21 protein-coding genes and 1 pseudogene are annotated in these 24353 nt (G+C 72.1%); 13 read left to right on the top strand and 9 right to left on the bottom strand.

Translation table 11 applies throughout. The features are described from left to right. The first annotated feature begins 178 nt into the window (after positions 1–178). The 5 genes and pseudogenes from scy to GSY65_RS25865 all read left to right on the top strand — a co-directional run bounded on the left by scy (position 179) and on the right by GSY65_RS25865 (position 7992). Complete coding sequence (scy, locus tag GSY65_RS25885; RefSeq protein ID WP_159773155.1) at positions 179–4027, top strand: polarized growth protein Scy; 3849 nt, start codon at positions 179–181, stop codon at positions 4025–4027. A gap of 235 nt (positions 4028–4262) precedes the next feature. Then, complete coding sequence (locus GSY65_RS25880) at positions 4263–5201, top strand: cellulose-binding protein (RefSeq protein ID WP_159773153.1); 939 nt, start codon at positions 4263–4265, stop codon at positions 5199–5201. 198 nt (positions 5202–5399) lie between these two features. After that, positions 5400–5591: pseudogene (locus tag GSY65_RS34040) on the top strand (ATP-binding cassette domain-containing protein); the annotation flags it as partial. 242 nt (positions 5592–5833) lie between these two features. Beyond that, complete coding sequence (locus tag GSY65_RS25870; protein WP_159773151.1) at positions 5834–7126, top strand: ABC transporter ATP-binding protein; 1293 nt, start codon at positions 5834–5836, stop codon at positions 7124–7126. After that, positions 7123–7992 carry an ABC transporter permease subunit gene (locus GSY65_RS25865; RefSeq protein WP_159773149.1) on the top strand — a complete coding sequence of 290 codons (870 nt, stop codon included), beginning with the start codon at positions 7123–7125 and terminating at the stop codon, positions 7990–7992. The genes GSY65_RS25870 and GSY65_RS25865 overlap by 4 nt, the downstream gene beginning before the upstream one ends. A gap of 28 nt (positions 7993–8020) precedes the next feature. On the opposite strand, the gene GSY65_RS25860 is transcribed toward GSY65_RS25865, so the two are convergent. Further along, the gene (locus GSY65_RS25860) at positions 8021–8362 is read right to left on the bottom strand and encodes an ATP/GTP-binding protein (RefSeq protein WP_159773147.1); all 342 of its coding nucleotides are present in this window, start codon (positions 8360–8362) and stop codon (positions 8021–8023) included. Positions 8363–8585: 223 nt separating this feature from the next. Here GSY65_RS25860 and GSY65_RS25855 point away from each other — a divergent pair, with 223 nt between their 5' ends. After that, positions 8586–9614 carry an LLM class flavin-dependent oxidoreductase gene (locus GSY65_RS25855; protein ID WP_159773145.1) on the top strand — a complete coding sequence of 343 codons (1029 nt, stop codon included), beginning with the start codon at positions 8586–8588 and terminating at the stop codon, positions 9612–9614. 178 nt (positions 9615–9792) lie between these two features. Here the strand turns inward: GSY65_RS25855 and GSY65_RS25850 are convergent, their stop codons facing one another. Further along, a complete protein-coding gene (locus GSY65_RS25850; RefSeq protein ID WP_149828745.1) occupies positions 9793–10185 on the bottom strand; it encodes an SCO5389 family protein in 393 nt (130 codons plus the stop codon). A gap of 330 nt (positions 10186–10515) precedes the next feature. On the opposite strand from GSY65_RS25850, the gene nucS reads away from it, so the two are divergent. Beyond that, complete coding sequence (nucS, locus tag GSY65_RS25845; RefSeq protein WP_201452672.1) at positions 10516–11196, top strand: endonuclease NucS; 681 nt, start codon at positions 10516–10518, stop codon at positions 11194–11196. Positions 11197–11280: 84 nt separating this feature from the next. Here nucS and GSY65_RS25840 read toward each other — a convergent pair whose 3' ends face one another. From GSY65_RS25840 to GSY65_RS25825, 4 genes are all read right to left on the bottom strand, one after another. Further along, positions 11281–13974 (bottom strand): ATP-binding protein, encoded by a 2694-nt coding sequence (locus GSY65_RS25840; RefSeq protein WP_159773141.1) that lies wholly within the window; start codon positions 13972–13974, stop codon positions 11281–11283. Positions 13975–14275: 301 nt separating this feature from the next. Then, the gene (locus GSY65_RS25835) at positions 14276–14599 is read right to left on the bottom strand and encodes an STAS domain-containing protein (protein WP_009297239.1); all 324 of its coding nucleotides are present in this window, start codon (positions 14597–14599) and stop codon (positions 14276–14278) included. Positions 14600–14782: 183 nt separating this feature from the next. Beyond that, complete coding sequence (locus GSY65_RS25830) at positions 14783–15631, bottom strand: 3-hydroxyacyl-CoA dehydrogenase family protein (RefSeq protein ID WP_159773139.1); 849 nt, start codon at positions 15629–15631, stop codon at positions 14783–14785. A 128-nt stretch (positions 15632–15759) separates the two neighbouring features. Further along, complete coding sequence (locus GSY65_RS25825) at positions 15760–16401, bottom strand: TetR/AcrR family transcriptional regulator (RefSeq protein WP_159773137.1); 642 nt, start codon at positions 16399–16401, stop codon at positions 15760–15762. Positions 16402–16490: 89 nt separating this feature from the next. On the opposite strand from GSY65_RS25825, the gene GSY65_RS25820 reads away from it, so the two are divergent. Genes GSY65_RS25820 through GSY65_RS25810 form a run of 3 tightly spaced genes read left to right on the top strand, consistent with a single transcriptional unit; the run spans position 16491 to position 18618 of the window. After that, positions 16491–17273, top strand: a complete 783-nt coding sequence (locus tag GSY65_RS25820) for an ABC transporter ATP-binding protein (RefSeq protein ID WP_159773135.1) — start codon at positions 16491–16493, stop codon at positions 17271–17273. 9 nt (positions 17274–17282) lie between these two features. Further along, the gene (locus tag GSY65_RS25815) at positions 17283–18032 is read left to right on the top strand and encodes an ABC transporter permease (RefSeq protein WP_159773133.1); all 750 of its coding nucleotides are present in this window, start codon (positions 17283–17285) and stop codon (positions 18030–18032) included. 13 nt (positions 18033–18045) lie between these two features. Next, complete coding sequence (locus tag GSY65_RS25810) at positions 18046–18618, top strand: cob(I)yrinic acid a,c-diamide adenosyltransferase (RefSeq protein ID WP_159773131.1); 573 nt, start codon at positions 18046–18048, stop codon at positions 18616–18618. A gap of 97 nt (positions 18619–18715) precedes the next feature. Here GSY65_RS25810 and GSY65_RS25805 read toward each other — a convergent pair whose 3' ends face one another. Further along, positions 18716–19297 carry a hypothetical protein gene (locus tag GSY65_RS25805; protein WP_159773129.1) on the bottom strand — a complete coding sequence of 194 codons (582 nt, stop codon included), beginning with the start codon at positions 19295–19297 and terminating at the stop codon, positions 18716–18718. Between the two features lie 152 nt (positions 19298–19449). On the opposite strand from GSY65_RS25805, the gene GSY65_RS25800 reads away from it, so the two are divergent. The 3 genes from GSY65_RS25800 (at position 19450) to GSY65_RS25790 (ending at position 23293) form a co-directional block, all read left to right on the top strand. Continuing rightward, entirely contained in the window at positions 19450–20637 is a 1188-nt protein-coding gene (locus GSY65_RS25800; RefSeq protein ID WP_201452671.1) for a sensor histidine kinase, read from the top strand. Continuing rightward, complete coding sequence (locus GSY65_RS25795; protein WP_159773126.1) at positions 20634–21275, top strand: response regulator; 642 nt, start codon at positions 20634–20636, stop codon at positions 21273–21275. Before GSY65_RS25800 ends, GSY65_RS25795 begins: the two co-directional genes overlap by 4 nt. Positions 21276–21460: 185 nt before the next feature. Next, complete coding sequence (locus tag GSY65_RS25790; protein ID WP_159773125.1) at positions 21461–23293, top strand: glycoside hydrolase family 18 chitinase; 1833 nt, start codon at positions 21461–21463, stop codon at positions 23291–23293. A gap of 34 nt (positions 23294–23327) precedes the next feature. Here GSY65_RS25790 and GSY65_RS25785 read toward each other — a convergent pair whose 3' ends face one another. Both GSY65_RS25785 and GSY65_RS25780 read right to left on the bottom strand, forming a co-directional pair. Beyond that, positions 23328–23780 carry a DUF2550 domain-containing protein gene (locus tag GSY65_RS25785; protein WP_159773124.1) on the bottom strand — a complete coding sequence of 151 codons (453 nt, stop codon included), beginning with the start codon at positions 23778–23780 and terminating at the stop codon, positions 23328–23330. A gap of 133 nt (positions 23781–23913) precedes the next feature. Then, the gene (locus GSY65_RS25780) at positions 23914–24288 is read right to left on the bottom strand and encodes a F0F1 ATP synthase subunit epsilon (protein WP_159773123.1); all 375 of its coding nucleotides are present in this window, start codon (positions 24286–24288) and stop codon (positions 23914–23916) included. Positions 24289–24353: the final 65 nt, after the last annotated feature.

The raw sequence follows: 24353 nt of genomic DNA, 5'->3' as shown, positions 1-24353 counted from the left end.
CCTGCCGCCTTCCGGCGACGGGACTCATGGGCCGGGGTCCAGGTTTCGGGGGACGAGGGTGAGGGCGGCAGCCCGTGCTCCGCCGTTGATCTGACACCATTCCCCGGGGGCCCCGTTCGCCGGTTGGACGGAGCTCGTTTGCCAGAGGTTGCGACCAGGGGACGGATGGGACCGCGCAGTGCGGGGCTACGAACGCCAGGAGCGAGAGCCGGCGGCTGACGTCGACCACCTCTCTCGGTTCGAGGCCGAGATGGAGCGGCTGAAGACCGAGCGGGAAAAGGCGATCCAGCACGCCGAGGACCTCGGCTACCAGGTCGAGGTGCTGCGCGCCAAGCTGCACGAGGCGCGCCGCACCCTCATGTCCCGGCCCGCCTACGACGGCGGCGACCTCGGGTACCAGGCGGAGCAGATGCTCCGCCAGGCCCAGATGCAGGCCGACCAGATCCGCGCCGACGCCGAGCGCGAACTGAGCCAGGCCCGGGCGCAGACCCAGCGGATCCTCCAGGAGCACGCCGAACAGGCCGCGCGTCTCCAGGCGGAGCTGCACCAGGAGGCGGTCACCCGCCGCCAGCAGCTCGACCAGGAGCTGTCCGAGCGCCGCCAGACCGTCGAGTCCCACGTCAACGAGAACGTGGCGTGGGCCGAGCAGCTGCGGGCCCGCTCCGAGCAGCAGGCCCGCCGGCTGGTCGACGAGTCCCGCGCCGAGGCCGAGCAGGCGCTGGCCGCCGCCCGCGCCGAGGCAGAGCGGCTCACCAACGAGGCCCGCCAGCGCCTCCAGAGCGACGCCGAGGCCGCCCGCGCGGAGGCCGACCAGATCCTGCGCCGCGCCCGCGCCGAGGCGGAGCGGCTGCTGAACGCGGCGTCCACCCAGGCCCAGGAGGCCACCGAGCACGCCGAGCAGCTGCGCTCCTCCTCCGCCACCGAGTCCGACAGCGCCCGCCGCCGGGCCGCCGAGCTGAGCCGGGCCGCCGAGCAGCGCATGTCGGAGGCCGAGACGGCGCTGCGCGAGGCGCGGGCCGAGGCGGAGAAGCTGGTCACCGAGGCGAAGGAGAACGCGGCCAAGGCCCTCTCCACCGCCGAGGCGACCAACGAGCAGCGCACCCGTACGGCCAAGGAGCAGGTCGCCCGGTTGGTCGAGGAGGCCACGAAGGACGCCGAGGCGACCAAGGCGGCCGCCGAGGAGGTCGTCGCGGACGCCAGGGCCGAGGCGGAGAAGCTGCTCGCCGAGGCGGCCGAGAAGGCACGCTCGATCACCGCGGAGGAGTCCGCCTCCCAGCTCGCCAAGACGGCCAAGACCGCCGAGGACGTGCTGAACAAGGCGTCCGAGGACGCCCGCAGGACCACCAAGGCCGCCGCCGAGGAGGCCGAGCGGATCCGCCGGGAGGCCGAGGCCGAGGCGGACCGGCTGCGGGCCGAGGCGCACGACCTCGCCGAGGAGCTCAAGGGGGCGGCGAAGGACGACACCAAGGAGTACCGCGCCAAGACCGTCGAGCTGCAGGAGGAGGCGCGCCGGCTGCGGGGCGAGGCCGAGCATCTGCGCGCCGACGCGGTCGCGGAGGGCGAGCGGATCCGCTCCGAGGCCCGCCGTGAGGCCGTCCAGCAGATCGAGGAGGCGGCGAAGACCGCCGAGGAGCTGCTCGCGAAGGCGAAGGCGGACGCGGACGAGCTGCGGCAGACGGCCACGGCGGACAGCGAGAAGGTCCGCACCGAGGCCATCGAGCGCGCCTCGGCGCTGCGCCGCCAGGCCGAGGAGACGCTGGAGCGCACCCGCAAGGAGGCCGAGCGGCTCCGCGCGGAGGCCGAGGAGCAGTCCGAGGAGCTGAAGGCCGAGGCCGAGCGCGCCGTCCGGGAGCTGCGCGAGGAGGCCGAGCGCGGTATCGCGACCCGTGAGGCGGAGGCCGCCGAAGGGCTGGCCCGGCTGCACACGGACGCCGAGCAGCGGCTCACCTCCGCGGAGGAGGCGCTCACCGACGCCCGCGCCCAGGCCGAGCGGATCCGCCGCGAGGCAGCCGAGGAGGCCGACCGGCTGCGCACCGAGGCAGCCGAGCGCATCCGCACGCTCCGGACGCAGGCCGAGGCCGAGGCCGAGCGGCTGCGGGACGAGGCCGCGTCGGACGCGTCCGCGTCGCGGGCCGAGGGCGAGGCCGTCGCCGTACGGCTGCGGTCGGAGGCCGCGGCCGAGGCGGAGCGGCTGAAGTCGGAGGCGCAGGACACCGCGGACCGGGTGCGTGCGGAGGCACAGGCCGCCGCCGAGCGGCTCGCCACGGAGGCCACGGAGACCCTGGCCGCCGCGCAGGAGGAGGCCGCCCGGCGCCGCCGCGAGGCCGACGAACTGCTCGGCGCGGCCCGCCAGGAGGCGGACCAGGAGCGCCGGCGGGCCCGCGAGCAGAGCGAGGAACTTCTGGCCTCGGCGCGCAAGCGCGTGGAGGAGGCCGAGACCGAGGCCGTACGGCTGGTCGAGGAGGCCGAGCGGCGGGCCACGGAGATGGTGTCGGCCGCCGAGCAGCACGCCCAGCAGGTACGGGACTCCGTCGCCGGGCTGCACGAGCAGGCCCAGGAGGAGATCGCCGGGCTGCGCAACGCGGCGGAGCACGCGGCGGACCGTACGCGCCGGGAGGCCGAGGAGGAGGCGGACCGGGTCCGCGCCGACGCCTACGCGGAGCGGGAGCGGGCCACCGACGACGCCAACCGGGTGCGCCGTGAGGCCCGTGAGGAGACGGACGCGGCGAAGGCGCTCGCGGAACGCACCGTCGCGGAGGCGATCGCCGAGGCGGAGCGGGTGCGTTCGGAGGCGTCCGAGCACGCCCAGCGGGTCCGTACGGAGGCCTCGGACACGATCGCGCGGGCCGACCAGGACGCCACGCGCACCCGTGCCGAGGCGCGCGAGGACGCCAACCGCATCCGGTCGGACGCGGCGGCGCAGGCCGACACCCTCATCACCGAGGTGACCGCCGAGGCGGAGCGGCTGACGCGGGAGACCAACGAGGAGGCCGAGCGGGTCCGGGCGGAGTCCGTCGCCCAGGCGGAGCAGCTGATCGCCGAGGCGACCGACGACGCGGAGCGGCTGCGGGCCGAGGCCGCCGAGACCGTCGGGTCCGCGCAGCAGCACGCGGAGCGTCTGCGGCACGAGGCCGAGCGGGTCAGGTCCGAGGCGGAGGCGGAGGCGGAGCGCCTCACGTCGGCCGCCCGCGAGGAGGCCGACCGTACGCTCGACGAGGCCCGCAAGGACGCCAACAAGCGGCGCTCGGAGGCCGCCGAGCAGGTCGACACGCTCATCACGGAGACCGCGGCGGAGGCCGACAAGCTGCTCGCGGAGGCGCAGAAGCAGGCGCTGAAGACGACCGCGGAGGCCGAGGCGCAGGCCGACTCCATGGTGGGCGCGGCCCGCACGGAGGCCGACCGGCTGATCTCGACGGCGACCGTGGAGGGCAACACCACGGTGGAGAAGGCCCGGCAGGACGCCGACGAGCTGCTGGTCGGCGCGCGCCGGGACGCGACCGCCATAAGGGAGCGGGCGGAGGAGCTGCGCGAGCGGATCACGTCGGAGATCGAGGCTCTGCACCAGCGGGCCCGCCGTGAGTCCGCCGAGACGATGAGGTCCGCCGGGGACCGCTGCGACGCCCTGATCAAGGCCGCCGAGGAGCAGTTGGAGAAGGCTCAGGCGAAGGCCAAGGAGATCGTTTCCGAGGCCAACTCCGAGGCGGGCAAGGTGCGTATCGCCGCCGTGAAGAAGGCCGAGGGTCTTCTGAAGGAGGCGGAGCAGAAGAAGTCCACGCTCATTCGTGAGGCCGAGGAGCTGAAGGCCGAGGCGATCCGGGAGGCCCGCCGTACGGTCGAGGAGGGCAAGCGGGAACTCGAGGTGCTGGTCCGGCGCCGCGAGGACATCAATGCGGAGATCTCCCGTGTCCAGGACGTGCTGGAGGCGTTGGAGTCTTTTGAGGCCCCGTCGGGTGGCAAGGACGGTGGAGTCAAGGCGGGTGCCGCGGCGGGTGCTACCCGATCGGGTGGCAAGTCGTCAGACGGCTAGCGGAGACGGGCTGTTGCGGGTATGGTCCGGCGCCGCCCGACCCAAAAGAAACCCATTTGTGTTCTTCCTGTGCTCGCCAAGGGCTTGATGCAAAGTTTCTGGCAAGCCTTCCGAGGGTCGGCCACTCAAAAGGGGTGTCATTCTCCAGATCAAACGTGCATCTGCTCGATGACACGCCGCTTCGCCCCCTAGGATTCCATCTATCACCTCACCGGTCTCATTCGACAGGAACCCCATGAGCGACACTTCCCCCTACGGCTTCGAGCTTGTGCGGCGTGGGTACGACCGCGCTCAGGTGGACGAACGTATCTCCAAGCTCGTCTCCGACCGTGACTCCGCTCTCGCCCGCATCACCGCGCTGGAGAAGCGCATCGAGGAACTCCACCTCGAGACGCAGAACGCCCAGGCGGCGGTCACCGACGCGGAGCCCTCCTACGCCGGTCTCGGCGCCCGCGTCGAGAAGATCCTCCGCCTCGCCGAGGAGGAGGCGAAGGACCTGCGCGAGGAGGCCCGCCGCGCCGCCGAGCAGCACCGCGAGCTCGCCGAGTCGGCGGCCCAGCAGGTGCGCAACGACGCCGAGTCGTTCGCGGCGGAGCGCAAGGCCAAGGCCGAGGACGAGGGCGTCCGGATCGTCGAGAAGGCCAAGAGCGACGCTTCGCAGCTGCGTGCCGAGGCGCAGAAGGACGCGCAGTCGAAGCGCGAGGAGGCGGACGCCCTCTTCGAGGAGACCCGCGCCAAGGCCGCGCAGGCCGCCGCGGACTTCGAGACGAACCTCGCCAAGCGGCGTGAGCAGTCCGAGCGTGACCTGGCCTCGCGTCAGCAGAAGGCCGAGAAGCGCCTCGCGGAGATCGAGCACCGCGCGGAGCAGCTCCGTCTGGAGGCGGAGAAGCTGCGCACCGACGCCGAGCGCCGCGCCCGCCAGACGGTGGAGACCGCGCAGCGTCAGGCCGAGGACATCGTCGCGGACGCGAACGCCAAGGCCGACCGGATCCGTTCGGAATCGGAGCGCGAGCTGGCGGCTCTCACCAACCGCCGCGACTCCATCAACGCCCAGCTGACGAACGTGCGCGAGATGCTCGCGACGCTCACGGGTGCGGCCGTCGCCGCGGCGGGCACGCCGGCGACCGACGACGAGCCGATCTCCCGTGGCGTCCCGGCGCAGCAGACCCGGTAACACCGCTGTGTGACGGCGCCGTCCGTGGGTTCTTGAGGGCCCGCATCCTCTTCGGGGGGTGCGGGCCCTTCGGTGTGCGAGGGAGGCGAGGGCCGCCGGGTGGCCCGGTGGCGGGTGCGGAAGGACCGGTGACGGCCGCGGGTGACCCGGTGGCGGGAGCCCGGTGGCAGGGCCACGGGTCCGTTCCCGCGTGGCCGCATGAGCGAGGTCGAGGGGCTGACCAAGCGGTGCGGGGAGAAGGTGGCGGTCGACCCCTCTCCCTCGCGGTCCGGCCCGGCATGGTGACGGGCTTTCCCGGGCCGAACGGCGCGGGGAAGTCGACGAACGAGCATGCGGATGCCCCTGGGGCTCGACCGGCCGACCGCGGGCGACGTGCGGATCGACGGCAGACAGGGCGCCGTGGGTGCCGGCCGCGCTGCTCGGCGTCCTTCTGTCACCGAAGGGACGCGACGCGTGACCGAAGGGCTGACCTGGCGAAACGTACATGCCAAGTCGGCGACTGCGTGACCTGCGTGGTTTTACTTGCTCTTGAGCGGAACCGTCAAGGCCCGGATAAGCTCCTAACCCTTACGGGGGCGTGCGCCCCGACGTCCTGAGACGAGACGTCCTGAACCGTTCGATGGGTGCGGAGCATGATCGAGGCAGTCGGCCTGACTAAGCGCTACGGCGCGAAGACAGCCGTGTACAACCTTTCCTTCCAGGTGCGGCCGGGGGCCGTCACCGGCTTCCTGGGGCCCAACGGCTCCGGCAAGTCGACGACGATGCGCATGATCCTCGGCCTGGACAACCCCACCTCCGGGCAGGTGACGATCGGCGGCTACCCGTACCGCAAGCTGCCGAACGCCGCCCGCCAGGTCGGTGCCCTGCTCGACGCCAAGGCGGTGCACGGCGGCCGGTCCGCCCGCAACCACCTGCTGTCCCTGGCCCAGCTGTCGGGCATCCCGGCCCGCCGGGTGGACGAGGTGCTCGGCGTGGTCGGCCTCCAGGACGTGGCCAGGAAGCGCTCCAAGGGCTTCTCGCTCGGCATGGGCCAGCGGCTCGGCATCGCCGCCGCCCTCCTCGGCGACCCCCAGGTGCTGCTCTTCGACGAGCCGGTCAACGGCCTCGACCCCGAGGGCATCCTCTGGGTGCGCAACCTGATGAAGGCGCTCGCCGCGGAGGGCCGGACGGTCTTCGTGTCCTCGCACCTGATGAGCGAGATGGCGCTGACCGCCGACCACCTGATCGTGATCGGGCGCGGCCAGCTGCTCTCCGACATGAGCGTCAAGGACTTCATCTCGGCGAACTCGGCCGACTTCGCGCGGGTGCGGACCCCGGACACCGAGCCGCAGCTGCGCGAGAAGCTGTCGTCCGCGCTGACCGAGGCGGGCGGCCAGGTGCTGCCCGAGCAGGACGGCGCGCTGCGCGTCATGGGCCTGCCGCTGCCCCGCATCAGCGACCTCGCGCACGAGGCCGACGTACGCCTGTGGGAGCTGTCGCCGCACCAGGCGTCGCTGGAGGAGGCGTACATGCGGATGACGCAGGGCGCCGTCGACTACCGCTCGACGATCGACCAGAAGGCCGGGCTCCAGCAGCCGCTGCCGCCCGGCGTACAGCCGCCGATGCCGGTTCCGGGCGCGGGCCAGCCCGGCTGGTACGCGCCGCCGGCGCCGCAGGCGGGCGGTCAGCACTTCGCGCCGCCGCAGGCCGGCCCGTACGGGGCTCCGGTGCCCGGTGCCGCGCCCGCCCCGGCGCCGGGCGCGGCACAGCCGAACCCGTACGCCCAGGCCGCGCCCCAGGCCCCCGCGGCCCAGGCCCCGGCCCAGCCGGCCGCCGCGCCCGCCGCACCGGCTCCCGCACAGCCGGCCGCCACCCCCGCCGCGCCGGCCGCCGCCCCCGCGCCCGCCGCCGATGTCGACCTGACCAAGTCCGAGGACGCCCGATGAGCACGCCCCAGCCGCAACTCGCCCCGCAGCAGCCACCCGCCGGCCCCTGGCAGGGCGCGCCGGGCACGTCGTACACCTCGCCGATCCCGGTGGTGCGCACGCACCTCGGACACGCGATCGTCTCCGAGTGGACGAAGATCAAGTCCGTGCGCTCGACGATGTGGACACTGGGTGTCTTCGTCTTCCTGCTGCTCGGCCTCGGTCTGCTGTTCGCCGTGATCGCCGCGTCCGCGGACATGAACCTGGAGGGTGAGTCCCCCCTGGGGCTCGGCCTGTTCGGGGTGATGATCGGCAGCGTCTGCATGATCACGCTCGGCGTGCTGACCACCGCCTCCGAGTACGGCACCGGCATGATCCGGACCACGCTGACCGCGTGCCCGAGCCGCAGCCGGGTGCTGGCCGCCAAGGCCATCGTGTTCTTCGGACTCGCGTTCACGATCACCCTCGCGGGCACCTCGCTGGTCGCCTTCCTCCAGGTGGCGATCCTGGAGGGCAGCAACGCGGGGGACCCGAGCGGTGAGGAGTGGCTGAAGGCGACCGTCGGCGTGAGTCTGTTCCTCGCGCTGTTCGGCCTGCTGTCGCTGCTCGTCGGCTCGCTGATCCGCCACTCGGCGGGCGCGATCACCATCATGCTGGGCGTGTTCCTCGCGCCGCTGGTCATCGCGATCTTCATGTTCGCGGAGTCGCTGCGGGACGTGCAGGAGTTCCTGCTCAACTACTCGATCCCGAGCCAGCTCGGCGTCTTCTACGGTGCCGAGCTGGGCGCCTCCGCCCCGTCCGGGTGGGACCCGCTGTGGATCATGCTGGGTCTGGTGGCCGCCGCGTTCGCCGGGGCGTTCGTCCTGTTGGAGAAGCGCGACGTGTAACCGCCGGGCGGGCGCCCGGAGTCGGCGCTCAGAACCTCGGCGCGTTACGGGACCGCTGCACCCGCGTGGTGCGGCGGTCCTTCGCGTTCCAGCAGGCCTTGTGCCAGTGGCGCCGTTCGTCGACGCCCGAGTGCTCGGGCCAGGCCACGACGTGCGGGACCCCGGAGGGGATCATCTGGTCGCAGCCGGGGCACCGGTAGGTCTTGCCCGCCGCGCTCGCGCCCGCCACATGGCGCACGCTCCACTCCTCGCCCTGCCAGGGTTCGCTGGACTGCCAGCCGCCGTACCGGCCCGAACGGTCGTCGTCGGCGCTCCGAGCCGACGGACCCGACCGGCCATCGCCCTTGGGACGGTTGCGACGCGGGGACACGGGACACCTCACGGGGCTATACAGGGAGCAGGGTTCGCATCCAGCCTACGCGGGCCCGACGGGGGCACGCGTACGGCACCAATCACCTCAGAACGCGCCTCCGCTCCCAGCATTCTGCAGACAATCGGCAAATCTCGCCGCCAGGCCGTGTCTTCGTCACGTGTCAGAGGGTTATGCCGGGTGGGGGAGCTCCCGAGCAGGAGCCGAGGAAGCAGGAAGTGCCATGCGTGTAGGAACATTTGTACTGGGAGCCCAGTTCCCCGGCCAGGGGCAGGGAGAGGCTCTCCACCGGGCGGTACGGACCGCGGACGTGGCCGAGGAGGCCGGACTCGACTCGGTCTGGCTGGCCGAGCACCACTTCGTGCCGTACGGGACGTGCCCGTCGGCGATCACCCTCGCCGCGTTGCTGCTGGGGCGCACCCGGCGGATCCGCGTCGGCACCGCCGTCAGCGTGCTGCCCACCGTCCACCCCGTCGCCCTGGGCGAGCAGGCCGCCCTGCTGCACGTGACGTCAGGGGGACGCTTCTCGCTGGGCGTCGGACGCGGCGGCCCCTGGGTGGACCTGGAGGTCTTCGGCGCCGGACTGGGGGCGTACGAGGAGGGGTTCCCGGAATCTCTCGATCTGCTGCTGCGCTGGCTGCGGGAACCCTCGGTCTCGGCCTCGGGGGAACGATTCAGCTTCCGCGAGGTCCCCGTGGTCCCGAGGCCCTCGCAGGACCTGGACGAGTCGCCCGGCCCCGAGGTGGTGGTCGCCTGCACCTCACCGGCGAGCGTACGGCTGGCGGCCGAGCGGGGGCTGTCGATGCTCCTCGGGATGCACGTCGGGGACGAGGAGAAGGCGGAGATGGTGGCGATGTGGCGCACCTATGCCCGGGCCGCGGGCCGGTCGGCGGAGGAGATCGCCGGCGCGGCCCATGTGTCGGCGGGCGTCTGCCAGATCGCGGACCGGCGCACGGACGCCGTGGAGGCGCTCACCAAGGCGATGCCGGGCTGGCTCAAGCAGGGGCTGGAGGCCCATGTGACCGTCGACGGCCGCGCCCGCGCCATGCGGGACCCGGTGGCGTACACCGAACTGCTCTGCGGGCTGCACCCGGTGGGGACGCCGCGGCTGTGCGTGGACCGGCTCGCGGCGACGAGCGAGCGTACGGGCATCTCGCGCTTCGCCCTGCTCGTCGAGGGCTCCGGCGATCTGACGGCGACGGAGGAGAACGTACGGCGACTCGGTGCCGAGGTGCTGCCTCACCTCGGCTGAGCCGTTCCGTGCCGTGCCAAGTGGAGCTGTGCCGTGCCGTGCCAAGTGGTGCCGTGCTGTTGTGCAAGGTGGTGCCGTGCCATGTCGTGCGGTGCCATGTCGTGCCGGGTGACCTGCCGCCCCGCTCTACTGATGCACCTCCCCCAGTCGGAGCGGCAAGCCGTGCTGCCTCACCGCCTCAGCAGTCCCGGAGTTCCGGGGACTGGTTGAGGAGCTGGCCCCGGATCGAGGTGAAGCGGGCGAGCCTGTCGTCCACGGACGGGTCCAGCGGGAACACCGCCACCCGGTGGCAGTTCTGGAAGGCCAGCCGTACACCGAAGTGCCGCTGCAGGGCGCCGCGTATCGCGTCGCTGGCGAGCGCGCGCAGCAGTTGTCCGCGCGCCTGCTCGTCCGGCGGGGGCGTCTGGTTGTCGGCGAACTCTCCGCCTTCGACCTTCAGCTGGACCACCAGGGAGCTGATCATCTCCCACGCGTAGGGCAGGGAGGTCCGGACGCAGTCGACGAAGGCGGCTTCGTCGACCTCGCCTCGCTCGGCCTGTTCGAGTAGGGCCGGTGAGACGTCGAGCGACATGGGTACTCCTCTCGCACCCCCACAACAACAGGGGTTGACGGACAGGGTCGGGGTTCGCGTTACCGAACACGCAGAGTGCACGGTTCGCGACCTCCCGTTTCTACGGTAAGCAACCGAACGTGACCGCACCAGGAGATTGCGCGCACCGACCACACACGAGACGCCCACAATCAGCCAATGCCGAAAGGGAGTTGACCGCGGCACATGCCACGGGACGCGGACGGCCCCCTGCGCGCACCAGGTGGGGTGACGCAGGGCGACGGGCGTCGACGAGGTCGTCACGGCAGTCGAATCGCGCGCACCCGCCACCGTCGAGTAGCGTTGCCGACCATGCGTCTCGTCATTGCCCGCTGCTCCGTCGACTACGCGGGCCGGCTCACCGCCCACCTCCCCTCGGCCCCCCGTCTGATCCTGGTGAAGGCGGACGGCAGCGTCTCGATCCACGCGGACGACCGGGCCTACAAGCCCCTCAACTGGATGTCGCCGCCGTGCACCTTGAAGGAGGACGCCGCGTCCTCCGACGGCACGCCCGGCCTGTGGACCGTCATCAACAAGGCGGGCGAGAAGCTCATCATCACCATGGAGGAGGTCCTCCACGACTCCTCGCACGAGTTGGGTGTCGACCCCGGTCTGATCAAGGACGGGGTGGAGGCGCATCTCCAGGAGCTGCTCGCCGACCGCATCGAGACCCTGGGCGAGGGCTACACCCTCATCCGCCGTGAGTACATGACGGCCATCGGCCCGGTGGACATCCTGTGCCGGGACGCGGCGGGCGCGACCGTCGCGGTGGAGATCAAGCGGCGCGGCGAGATCGACGGCGTCGAGCAGCTCACCCGCTACCTGGAGCTGCTGAACCGCGACCCGCATCTCGCGCCGGTCCGCGGCGTCTTCGCCGCGCAGGAGATCAAGCCCCAGGCCCGGGTGCTGGCGACCGACCGGGGCATCGACTGCCACGTCCTGGACTACGACGCCCTGCGCGGTATCGAGGACGACAAGCTGCGGCTGTTCTGAGCCAATTCACGCAGAAGGGGCCGGATCCGTGGAACGGACCGCCCCCTTCTGCGTGACCTGGCGGGTGACCTGGTGGTCGGAACCTCAGGAGGTGGAGCCGCCGGACGTCTCGGCGCCGCTCTCCGACGCGCTCGCGGAGACGCTGCTGGACGGCGAGGTGCCGCTCGTCGTCGCGGCTGTCGTCCCGCCCTCGGCACCGCCCGTCGTCCCGCCGGTGGTCGTCCCGCCCTCCGTGGTGCCCCCGGTGGTGCCGCCGTCGGCCGTACCGCCGTCCGCGGCGCCACCGGTGGTCGTCCCGTCGGTGGTCGTCCCGCCGTCCGTGGTGCCCCCGGTGGAACCGTCCGTGGTGCCGCCGGTGGGGCCGTCCGTGGTCCCACCGTCGGCCGTACCGCCGTCCGCGGCGCCACCGCCCGTCGTCCCTCCGCTGCTCCCGCCGCCGGTCGTCCCGCCGCCGGAACCGCTGCCGGAACCGCCCGTGGAGCCACCGTCGCTCGTGCCGCCGTCCGACGAACCGGACGACTCGGAGGGCGACGGCTCGTCGTCCTCGGACGGCTTCGCCGACTCGCTGGGTGTCGGGTCGTCCGCCGTGCCGAAGGCTCCGTCCGGGCCGGGGTCGCTGGGCTCCGGGAGTACTCCGGGACCGTCGTCGCCCTCGCCCTGCTTGGCCCGGTCCGCGTCGAGGCCGCCGTCGTCGGCACCCTCGCTGGCGGAGGGGTTGACGCCGATCCGCTCGGCCGGGGTGGCGTTCCGGTCGGAGGTCGCGCCGAGGGTCACCACGGTGCCGAGCACGGCGGCGAGCAGGGCGCCCGCGCCCGCGGCCACCAGGTTGCGCCGGGCGCCGCCGACGAACCCCTTGAGCACACCGGCCCGGTGCGCGGCGGAGCCGGTGCCCTGGCGGTCGGTGACGAGGGTGGACTCGCCCGTGGACGGGGCGGGGCCGGCGACCGCGCCGAAGGCGGCCGGGACGTACCCGGAGGGCACACCGCCGTGCGGGGCGGCCGGCTCCTCGTGCCGGGCGCCGGGCACCTCCTCCCCCGCCGCCGTGCGCCCGCCGGGCGGGGTCGCCCCGGAGCGGTCGGCGACCAGGGCGAGGGCCCTGCGGCCGGCGACGGTGCCGCGCTTGTCGGCGAGAACGCCGCGCAGCCCGATGGACGCCTCCAGTTCGGCGTGGGCCTCGTCCAGCCGGCCACGGCACAGCGCGAGGACACCCAGCTCGTGGCGGAAGTACGCCTGCTCGCCGGTCTCCTCGGCGAGGCGGGCCGCCTCGACGCCCGCCCGGAGCGCCCGCTCCCAGGCGTGCCAGTTCAGGGCCGCCGCGAACGCGGGCGCCGCCTGCCGGGCGAGCCGCACCGCGGCGCTGCCCTCCTCGTCCCCGGAGGGCTCGGTGCGCGGCCCGAGGGTGGCGAGCGCGGCGAGCAGGGCGTCCGCCTCGGCGGAGACCCGCTCGGGGGTGACCGAGGGATGCCCGGCCCACCAGGCGTAGTGCTGGGCGGCCGTACGGGCCCTGTCCTCGGCGCCGTCGCCGTATCCGGCGGTCTCCAGCTGGGTCCGCACGCCCGCCGCGAGCCGGTAGCGCGCGCCGACCGGGGTGACCAGGGCGCAGCCGACCAGCTCGCCGAGGGCGGCGTCGGCGTGGGTGTCGCCCACGAGGGCGGGCAGATGCGCCTGGTGCGGGACCTCGCCACCGAGGGCGACGGCGAAGCGCAGGGTCTCGCGCGCGGAGGCGCTCAGCCGGGAGGCGAGCAGCGCGGCGGGCGCGGCGCCCTCGGCGAGCGAGGGCAGCGGTGCGTCGTGCCCGTCCTCGGCCGGTGCGCGGGGCACGTCGGTGGGCGGTATCTCCTGGAAGACCCCGAACTCGTCGACGGCGTCCTCGCCGGCCCGCTGCCGGTCCCGTTGCCGCAGCAACGCCCCGGCCTGGACGAACCGCAGGGGCAGCCCTTCCGACTCGAACCAGAGGTCGCCCGCCCAGTTCGACTCGTCCTCGGTGAGGTCGCGTCCGACGGCGCGCTCCAGCAGGTCCTCGCTGCCCGCCCGGTCGAAGCCGCCGAGGACGATCTCCTCCAGGGGGGCGTCGGGCGACGGCAGGGGCGTGTCGGGGGTGGTCGCGATCAGGAAGGCGCACTCAGGGGTCGCGTCGAGCAGGTCGTCCAGCTCGGCGCCGCCGAACTCCAGGTCGTCCAGGACCACGACCGCGCCGATCTCCCGTACGAGCGCGAGGAACTGGTCTCGGCCGGGCCGGTACGCGGGCGCGCTGTGCACGGTCGCGAACAGGTCGTGGAGCAGGTCGTCCGCGGTGCGCCGGAATCCGGAGAGCCGGACGACGCCGTCGGGCGCGAGGTCGGCGCAGTCGGCGGCGACCGCGTCGAGGAGCGTGGTGCGACCCGAGCCGGGGGCGCCGGTGAGGCGGACGGAGCGGCCCCGTGCGAGCAGCCGCACCAGCCGTCCCCGCTCGTCGTCCCGGTGGAGCAGGGGCAGCTTCGGCAGGGTGGGGCCCGGGGGCGCCGGGGGCCGGGCGGCGCGGTCGATCTCGGCGCGGTCGGCCGGGGCGTGCTTCCCGGGCCGGTCGGGCAGCTCGCCGGGCGGGCAGTTCTCTATCTCGCTGCCGTCCACGGGGTTGACGGTGAGCAGGAAGTCGCCCGAGACCACCTGGACGGTGCGGGCGAGCGCCGGGGCGTGCCGGTCGAAGTCCTGGGACAGTGCCTCGCGGGGCGGGCGCCTGCCGGGTGTCTGTGCGTCGTCGTGGCCGTGCTCGTCGGATGCCCGGTTCGTCGGGTCCATAGGTTCTAGCCCCCCAAAAGCGTCTCGTGTGCTGGAGCCCCTCCCGGCCTTGCCGCACACCGCGCTGTCGCTTCTGGTCCGGAACCCGCTCGAGGGTTGCTGGCAGCGGGCAGCCGAACCCTAAACCTTCGCACAGTATCTCCGACAGTCCGGGGTACCGCGCCGCCCGAGACATCACGGTCTCGTGAGAATTGGGCGTGTGGTGCGTTTCGCCCCCATGGTCCGCAGGGCCCCCGGGAGCAGGCATGACGACCGGGTGTCCCGTGTACACGGAGCCATACGTACGAAACCGCACGCCTGTTCACACCCGGGGCAGTGACTCCAGTCCGATGCCGCCCTCGATCGCCAGGATGCGGTGCAGTCGCGTGGCCACGAGCAGCCGCTGCATCTGCGGCGGCACACCGCGCAGCACCAGCCGCCTTCCGCACCGTCCCGCCCGCCGGTGGGCTCCCATGATCACGCCGAGTCCGGTGGCGTCCCAGGAGTCCAGCTCTGACAGGTCGAGCACCAGGTCGCCGGCTCCGTCGTCGACGGCCGAGTGCAGGACCGTACGGGCGTCCGCCGCGCTGCGTACGTCGAGGCGGCCCCCGACGACCAGCTCGGCGTGGTCGCCCCTGATGTACATAAGCGCTCCCGTGAGTGCGTCTCGTACTCCGTGATCTGGGTGATGCAACGTCTGACGGTGTTCGACACCGTCAGGTTGCCGTCCGTGAGCGAACCGATACCGAATTCACCTCAAGGGGTGACGCCCTGGAGGCCCTTGCGTTCACCCGGGCGGCGTGGGCCGCCCGGGACGCGGGTGTCGGCGTCAGTGCTTGTAGAACCCCTGCCCGCTCTTGCGGCCGATGTCACCGGCGTCCACCATCCGGCGCATCAGCTCCGGCGGGGCGAACTTCTCGTCCTGGGACTCGGTGTAGATGTTGCTGGTGGCGTGCAGCAGGATGTCGACGCCCGTCAGGTCGGCGGTGGCCAGCGGCCCCATCGCGTGACCGAAGCCGAGCTTGCAGGCGAGGTCGATGTCCTCGGCGGTGGCGACACCCGACTCGTACAGCTTGGCGGCCTCGACGACCAGCGCGGAGATCAGACGGGTCGTCACGAAGCCGGCGACGTCGCGGTTGACGACGATGCAGGTCTTGCCGACCGACTCGGCGAACTCCCGCGCGGTGGCGAGCGTCTCGTCGCTCGTCTTGTAGCCGCGGACGAGTTCGCAGAGCTGCATCATCGGGACGGGTGAGAAGAAGTGGGTGCCGACGACGCGCTCCGGGCGCTCCGTCACCGCCGCGATCTTGGTGATCGGGATGGCGGAGGTGTTGGAGGCGAGCACGGCGTCCTCGCGGACGATCTTGTCGAGCGTCCGGAAGATCTCGTGCTTCACCTCGAGCTTCTCGAAGACGGCCTCGACGACGATGTCCGCGTCGGCCGCCGCGTCGAGGTCGGTGGTGGCGGTGATCCGCCCCAGCGCCGCCTCGGCGTCCTCGGCCGTCAACTTGCCCTTGGTCACGAACTTGTCGTACGAGGCGTTGATGCCGCCGATGCCACGGTCCAGCGCCTCGTCGGTGACGTCGCGCAGGACGACGTCCCAGCCCGCCTGCGCGGACACCTGGGCGATACCGGACCCCATGAGTCCGGCTCCGATGACGGCGAGCTTCCGTGCCACTGTGCGACTCCCCTGGTACGCGCTGTTGATGTGTTGCCTCTCGGCGGACACTAGCGGTCGTGAGGGCCTGTGTGACCGCTTAGTAACGCGAGTCACGTCTCAATGGACGGACATCACACCGGCAGCGCTCACACGGAGGGGCGGACGGCGTAGTTGAGCACCTTCTCGCTCAACAGGCCCTCCATCTCGTCCAGGAGGAGCAGCACTTCCCGGGAGACCTCGCCGGGATCGCGCCCGGCGAGCATCCGGCGGCCGACGACGGCCATCGTCGTCTGGTGGACCCAGTTGATCTGACCGGCGATCAGGGTCGGCGCGGGGTCGTCGGGCTCGGCGCCGGTCTCCTCGCGGAGGACCCTCTCCAGATTGTCCTGGATCTCCTGCTGGATGCTCCACAGCCGTGAGCGCAGCGCGGGCGCCTCGTGGATGACGGCCATGAAGCGGTCGTACCCCGTCATCAGACCGACGTTCGGCGAGACGGCCTCGACCTCGGCGCGCAGCTCCCGCAGCACGGCGGCGACGGCCGACTCGCCCGGGTCGCGGCCGCGCACCCAGCGGCCGAGGCGCTCGACGATGCCCGCGCTGCGGTCGAAGAAGAGGTCCTCCTTGGAGGGGAAGTAGTTGTAGACGGTGTTCACCGAGACGTCGGCCGCGTCGGCGACGTCCGCCACCGTCACCGTCACGAAGCCGTGCTCCAGGAACAGGCCGGTGGCGATGTCCGAGATCCGCTGCCGCGTCTCGCGCTTCTTGCGCTCCCTGAGCCCCTCCGTCATGCGTCCATCCTAGGCACCCTCTTGATCATTGGGATGTCTGAAACTTTGGGGCCATTGCAAAATTTGAGGGACTCTGTTTTTCTGGGGCCATGCCCATCATCAGTACGGCCGGTCTGGCCCGTACCTTCCAGACGAAGCGCGGCCCCGTTGAGGCCGTGCGCGGAATCGACCTCACCGTCCGCCCCGGCGAGATCCTCGGCTTCCTCGGCCCGAACGGCGCCGGGAAGACCACCACCCTGCGGATGCTCACGACCCTGCTGCCCCCGACCGGCGGCGCCGCCACGGTCGCGGGCCACGACCTGGCGGACGACCCGGCAGGGGTCCGCCGGGCCTGCGGCTACGTGGCGCAGTCCGGCGGGGTGGACCCGCAGATCACCGTGCGGGAGGAACTCGTCACCCAGGGGCGGCTCTACCGGCTGACCAAGGCCCAGGCCGCCCGGCGGGCCGAGGAGTTGGCCCACGACCTCGACCTGGCGGAACTGCTCGACCGCAAGTGCGCCGCGCTCTCGGGCGGGCAGCGCCGCCGCCTCGACATCGCCATGGCGCTCACCCACCGGCCGCGGGTGCTGTTCCTCGACGAGCCGACGACGGGACTCGACCCCGGCAGCCGCGCCGACCTGTGGGACCTGGTCCGCCGGCTGCGCGACGAGCACGGCACCACGGTCTTCCTGACGACGCACTACCTCGACGAGGCGGACGCCCTCTCCGACCGGCTCGTCGTGGTCGACGACGGGCGGATCGTGGCCGAGGGCACCCCGAGCGCGCTCAAGCTCCAGTACGCCGGGTCGATCGACGCCTCGCTCCAGGACGCCTTCCTCGCCATCACCGGCCGCGGCCCCGCCCCGGCCGACCCCGCCCCCGTAGCCGTTTAGGACCCCCCGATGCTTCTGCACGACACGGCACTGATCTTCGGGCGCTACGCCCGCCAGACCCTGCGCTCCCGCTTCGCGATGCTCTTCGGCGTGCTCATGCCGCTGCTGTACCTGCTGTTCTTCGGCCCGCTGCTCACCGGCCTCCCGCTCGGTTCGCGCGGCAGTTCCTGGCAGGTGCTCGTACCGGGCCTGCTGCTCCAGCTCAGCCTCTTCGGGGCCTCCTTCTCCGGCTTCATGATCATCCTGGAGAAGCAGTCCGGCGTGCTCGAACGGATGCGGGTCACCCCGGTGAGCCGGCTGGCGCTGCTGCTGGGCCGGGTGCTGCGGGACGCCGCGGTCTTCGTGTGCCAGGCGGTGCTGCTGGTCGTCGCGGCCCTGTTCATGGGGTTGCGCGCCCCGCTCGCCGGCGTCCTGCTCGGCTTCGTCTTCGTGGCCCTGCTGACGGTCTCGCTCGCCTCGCTGTCGTACGCGCTCGCCATGAAGGCCCGCTCACCGCACGAGTTCGGTCCCACGGTGAACGCCCTGACGATGCCGTCGATGCTCCTGTCGGGCCTGATGCTGCCGATGTCCCTGGCCCCCGGCTGGCTCGACCTCCTGTCGCACCTCGTCCCCTTCCGCTACCTGGTGGACGCGATGCGGGACGCCTACGTCGGCCTCTACACGACCTCGTCCATGCTGTACGGCGTCCTCGCCGCGGTCGGTCTCTCGACGCTGGCCGTGACGGTGGGCACACGGGTCTTCCGGACGGCCGGTGCCTAACTACGCTGGCCACATGGTCAATCTGACGCGCATCTACACCAGGACCGGCGACAAGGGCACCACCAACCTCGGCGACATGAGCCGGGTGCCCAAGACCGACCTGCGGATCTCGGCGTACGCGGACGCCAACGAGGCGAACGCGGCGATCGGGACGGCGATCGCCCTGGGCGGTCTGGACGGGGAGATCGTGGAGGTCCTCACCCGCGTGCAGAACGACCTCTTCGACGTCGGCGCCGACCTGTCCACGCCCGTGGTCGAGAACCCGCAGTTCCCGCCCCTGCGCGTCGAGCAGTTCTACGTCGACAAGCTGGAGGCCGACTGCGACCGCTTCAACGAGCGGCTGGAGAAGCTCCGCTCCTTCATCCTGCCGGGCGGCACCCCCGGCGCGGCCCTCCTCCACCAGGCCTGCACGGTCACCCGCCGCGCCGAACGCTCGACCTGGGCCGCGCTGGAGGTCCACGGCGACACCATGAACCCCCTCACCGCGACCTACCTCAACCGGCTCTCCGACCTGCTGTTCATCCTGGCCAGGGCCGCCAACCAGGAGGTCGGGGACGTCCTGTGGGTGCCGGGCGGCGAACGCTGAGCCCCTGACACCGGCGCAAGGACGGCAAGAGACGCCAAAGGACGTCAAGGGGCGCGGGGAAGCGTGCGCACCACCACGCACGACCCCGCGCCCCGCGCTATCGCAGCCCCGCCCGCTCCTTCTCCCCCGCGGTGTCCCTCACGCCCTCCGGCGCCTTCTTCGGCCAGATCGTGTAGGCGAGGGCGACCAGCCCGTGGATCCCGGCCGCGCGAAGCGCCGTCCACTGGAACGACCTCAGCGAGGCGGCGTTCCCGTCGTCGCCGACGTACCAGACGGCCGCCTGGAGCAGTGCCAGCGCGACACCGGCCGCCACCACGGTCCGCAGCCAGAGGGCACCCTCGTGCCGGGCCCTCGCCGCGCCGTACTTCGGCGGCCCCGCCGGCTTCGGCCCGCCCGCGAACCGATGTGCGGCATGGCCGTCCAGCCAGCGGATCATGTAGTGGCCGTAGCCCACGGTGAACCCGATGTAGAGCGCCGCCAGCCCGTGTTCCCAGCTCGGTTCCGCGCCGTTCTTCAGGTCGATCGCGGTCACCACGAAGAGCACCAGTTCCAGCACGGGCTCGCACAGCAGCAGCACCACACTCGTCCGGCGCCACCTCAGCAGATAGCGGACGGCCAGGGCGAGCGCCAGCAACGCCCAGAACCCGACCTCGCAGGCGATGATCAACGCGACGATCACGACTCGCTCCTTTCGTTCACCCTTCCAGGCTCCCGACAGGGGCGCCCGGAATCGTCGTCGGCGATGACGAACCCGCGGTACATCGAAAGATGCAGTCCAGGACCGTCCCCGGGCATCAGGCGGCGAGCAGCCGCTCCGTGTTGGATGGGGACATGGCCGTACGACCGCCCCGCCCGCACCCCTTCGACGTGCGCGCCGCCCTCGCCGGACTGCTCGGCGGTCTGCTGCTGTGGGGGATGCAGCTCGCTCCCCGTCCCGCCGACGGCGACCTCGTGCTCCTCGAAGGCCGCTGGTGGATCCTGCTCCCCCTGGTCGTGACGGCGGCCTGCGAGGCGGTGCGCCGCACCCTGCCCCGCACCGCCCTGCTGGTCGGATGGGCCGCGCTGACGGTGGACACGATCACCCAGGGCAATCTGGTCACGGTGGTGATGTTCACCGACCTGGTGTACGCGGCCGTGGTCTACAGCCCGCCCGGCACCGCCCGCCGCGTCCTGTGGATCTCCGGGGCGCTCACCGTGGTCGGCACGGTGGTGCCGGTGGCGGTGTGGCGGGTGCCGGAGGCGGTGCTCGTCGGCGCGGTCGTCGGCCTGGTCGCCTTCATGCCGGCCGCGACCGGCTCGATCGTCCGCAACCACCGCGACGCCGCCGACGCGGCCCGGCTGCGTGCCGAACAGACCGCACTGCTGGCCGAGATGGACCGGGCCCAGGCCGTCGCGTCCGAACGCGCCCGGATGGCACGGGAGTTGCACGACATGGTCGCCAACCACCTGTCCGCGATCGCCATCCACTCCACGGCCGCGCTCTCCCTCGACGACCCGGACACCTCCCGGCAGGCCCTCGGGGTCATCCGCGAGAACAGCGTCGAGGGTCTCGCCGAGATGCGCCGACTGATCGGCATCCTCCGCGACAGCGGCGACGACGACGCGCCGGCCGCCGCCCCCACCCTCGACGGACTCGGCGCGCTGGTCGAGGGCGCCCGCACCAACGGCCTGGACGTCACCCTCGACGTCGACCACGAGGACACCCTGCCCGCACCCGTGGGTCTCGCGGCCTACCGCATCGTCCAGGAGTCCCTCACCAACGCCCTCAAACACGCCTGCCCCGGCCGCGTCACAGTGACCCTGCGGCAACCGGACCGCTCCCTGCACATCGAGGTGACCAGCCCGTACGGCGACCGGCACGACCCGAGCGCCCCCGGATCGGGCGCCGGCCTGGTCGGCATGCGGGAGCGGGTCGCGCTGCTCGACGGCACCTTCGACGCGGGCCCCGAGAGCGCGGAGCACGGCAAGATCTGGGCCGTACGCGCCACCCTCCCGGTCACCGAAGGAGAACCCGCATGATCCGCGTCCTCGTCGCCGAGGACCAGTCCGCCGTACGCGCCGGGCTGGTCCTCATCCTGCGCAGCGCGCCCGACATCGAGGTCGTCGGCGAGGCGGCCGACGGCGAGCAGGCCGTGGCGCTCGCCCGGGAGCTGCGCCCCGACCTGGTGCTGATGGACGTTCAGATGCCGCGCCTCGACGGGGTGTCGGCGACCCGCCAGGTCGTCGCCGAGGGCCTGGCCGACGTCCTCGTCCTGACCACCTTCGACCTCGACGAGTACGTGTTCGGGGCGCTGCGGGCGGGCGCCGCCGGGTTCCTGCTGAAGAACGCCGAGGCGAAGGACCTCGTCGCGGCCGTGCGGACGGTGGGGCGCGGCGAGGGACTGATCGCCCCGGCCGTCACCCGGCGGCTGATCGCCGAGTTCGCCGCCGGGTCGTCCGGTGAGCCGTCGGCCGACCTGTCGGTGCTCGACTCGCTGACCCGACGGGAGCGCGAGGTGCTGTCCTGTCTCGGTCAGGGACTGCCCAACGCGGAGATCGCGGTGCGGCTCGACATGGCGGAGGCCACGGTGAAGACCCATGTGAGCCGACTGCTCGGCAAGCTCGACCTGCGCAGCCGCGTCCAAGCGGCCGTACTGGCCCAGGAACTGGGGATCTGACCCCCGCAGGGGTGTCGGGCGGGGCGCCCGGCGACATGTGCGGCGGTGCCCGGCGGGGTGTCCGGGGAGCTGTCCGAAGAGGCGCACTGGTCCAGACCCATTGACCTATGGTCCAGACCTTTCTATTCTCGCCGCACTGCGCCACGTCATGCTCATGCTCACGACACCCCACAAGGAGGCGCGTCATGCGCTTCAGGCACAGACTCGCGGCGGGCTTCGCCGCCCTGCTGCTTCCCCTGACCGGCCTGACCGGTCTCGCAACCACGGCCCACGCCGCGTCCGCTTCCACGACGGCCACCGCCACCTACACCAGGACCCAGGACTGGGGCAGCGGCTTCGAAGGAAAGTGGACCGTCAAGAACACCGGCACCACCACGCTCAGTTCCTGGACCGTCGAGTGGGACTTCCCCTCCGGAACGTCGGTCACCTCGGCCTGGGACGCCGACGTGACCTCCTCCGGCTCCCACTGGACCGCCAGGAACAAGTCCTGGAACGGCTCGCTCGCGCCCGGCGCCTCCGTCTCGTTCGGTTTCAACGGGAGCGGCTCAGGCTCCCCGGCGAACTGCAGGCTGAACGGCGGCAGCTGCGACGGCGGCCCCAGCGTCCCCGGTGACGCGGCGCCCTCCGCGCCCGGCACCCCGACCGCGTCCGGTGTCACCGAGACCTCGGTGAGGCTCAGCTGGAGCGCCGCCACCGACGACAAGGGCATCAAGAACTACGACGTCCTGCGCGGCGGCAGCAAGGTCGCCACCGTCACCGGCACCACCTACACCGACACCGGCCTGACCGCCGGCACCGACTACTCCTACACCGTCCAGGCCCGCGACACCGCCGACCAGACCGGCCCGCTCAGCGGCGCGGTCGCCGTCCGCACCAGCGGCGGGGTCGTCGACCCGCCGCCCGGCTCCAAGGTCAAGCTCGGCTACTTCACCGAGTGGGGCGTCTACGGCCGCAACTACCACGTCAAGAACCTGGTGACCTCGGGCTCCGCGTCCAAGATCACCCACATCAACTACGCCTTCGGCAACGTCAAGAACGGCCAGTGCGTCCTCGACGACTCCTACGCCGCCACCGACAAGGCGTACACCGCCGACCAGTCCGTCAGCGGCACCGCCGACACCTGGGACCAGCCGCTGCGCGGCAACTTCAACCAGCTGCGCCAGCTCAAGGCGAAGTACCCGCACATCAAGGTCCTGTACTCCTTCGGCGGCTGGACCTACTCCGGTGGCTTCGGCCAGGCCGCGCAGAACCCGGCCGCGTTCGCCAAGTCCTGCAAGGCCGTCGTGGAGGACCCGCGCTGGGCCGACGTCTTCGACGGCATCGACATCGACTGGGAGTACCCGAACGCCTGCGGCCTGACCTGCGACACCTCGGGTCCGGCGGCGTTCAGGAACCTGATGTCGGCACTGCGCGCCGAGTTCGGCCCGGACTACCTGGTCACCGCGGCCATCACCGCCGACGGTTCCTCCGGCGGCAAGATAGACGCGGCCGACTACGGCGGCGCCGCCCCGTACCTCGACTGGTACAACGTGATGACGTACGACTACTTCGGTGCCTTCGACAAGGACGGCCCGACCGCCCCGCACTCCCCGCTCACCTCGTACCCCGGCATCCCGCAGGCGGGCTTCAACTCCGCCGACGCCATAGCCAAGCTGAAGTCGAAGGGCGTCCCGTCCGCGAAGCTGCTGCTCGGCATAGGCTTCTACGGCCGCGGCTGGACCGGCGTCACCCAGTCCGCCCCCGGCGGAGCGGCGACCGGCGCGGCACCCGGCACCTACGAGGCGGGCATCGAGGACTACAAGGTCCTGAAGAACTCCTGCCCCGCCACCGGCACCGTCGCCGGCACGGCCTACGCGTACTGCGGCGGCAACTGGTGGAGCTACGACACACCCGCCACCATCGGCACCAAGATGACCTGGGCGAAGAACCAGAACCTGGGCGGCGCGTTCTTCTGGGAGTTCAGCGGCGACACGAGCAACGGAGAGCTGGTGACCGCGATCAACGACGGTCTGAAGTGACCGGCTGAGAAAGACCGGGCGGGTGGGTGTGGCGCTACGCCACATTCACCCGCTGTCCGGGTGGGGCCGCCTCCAGCCACGCGAGGAAACCGGTCAGCGCGTCCTCGCTCATCGCCAGTTCCAGCCGCGTGCCGCGGTGCAGGCAGACCAGGATGACGTCGTCGGGCAGGAGCACGAGTTCCTCGCCGTCCGGGGTGCGACGGCCGGCGACCTCGATCGCCGAGCGCTCCAGGACACGCCGCGGGCGGGGCGAGTACGAGAAGATCCGGAACCATTCGATGCGGTCCCCGTTGTAACGGGCGATGCCGTAGCCCCAGCCCTTGCCCTTCTCCTCGCCGCCCACGGGTTTCTCCGGGGCGTCCCACCGCAGGCTGCAGTTGAAGGTTCCACCGGAGCGCTGGATCAGCCGGCGGCGCAGTCCGAAGACGACGAGCCCCACCACCACGAGCGCGATCACCGACCCGCATACAGTCAGAGCGAGGACCATCGACACCGACCTCCTCGTCTCCTAGGTAATGGAACGTAAAAAACACCCGTATTCACCTCAGCCGCGGCCGGTTCAGGATGGAAACATCCTGAACCGGCCGCGGCTGAGACACAGCATCACACGGCGCACCCGTTCAGCGCGCCGACACCGTCCGCAGTCGGACGTCCGCGCGGCGCTCGGCGGCGGCGTCGCCCTCCGCCTTCGCCCGCTCCAGCTCGCGCTCCACGCGCTGGACGTCGATCTCGTCGGCGAGCTCGGCGACCTCGGCCAGCAGGGACAGCTTGTCGTCCGCGAACGAGATGAATCCACCGTGCACGGCGACGACGACGGTGCCGCCCTCACTCGTACGGATGGTCACCGGGCCCGACTCCAGCACACCGAGCAGCGGCTGGTGACCGGGCATGACGCCGATGTCGCCGGACGTGGTGCGCGCGACGACCAGGGTGGCCCGGCCCGACCAGACCTCTCGGTCGGCCGCGACCAGCGCGACGTGCAGCTCAGCAGCCAAGGTGGCTCCTCGGGTCACCACCCGGCGGTTCCGCCGGGTGTTGGGTTCAATTCTAGAGGGAGTAC

Origin of the sequence: Streptomyces sp. HM190 (genome assembly GCF_009857135.1) — a bacterium.
Lineage (GTDB): Bacteria > Actinomycetota > Actinomycetes > Streptomycetales > Streptomycetaceae > Streptomyces > Streptomyces heilongjiangensis.
Note: the sequence above shows the minus strand (reverse complement) of the source record. Positions and strands in the feature narration are given on the sequence as shown.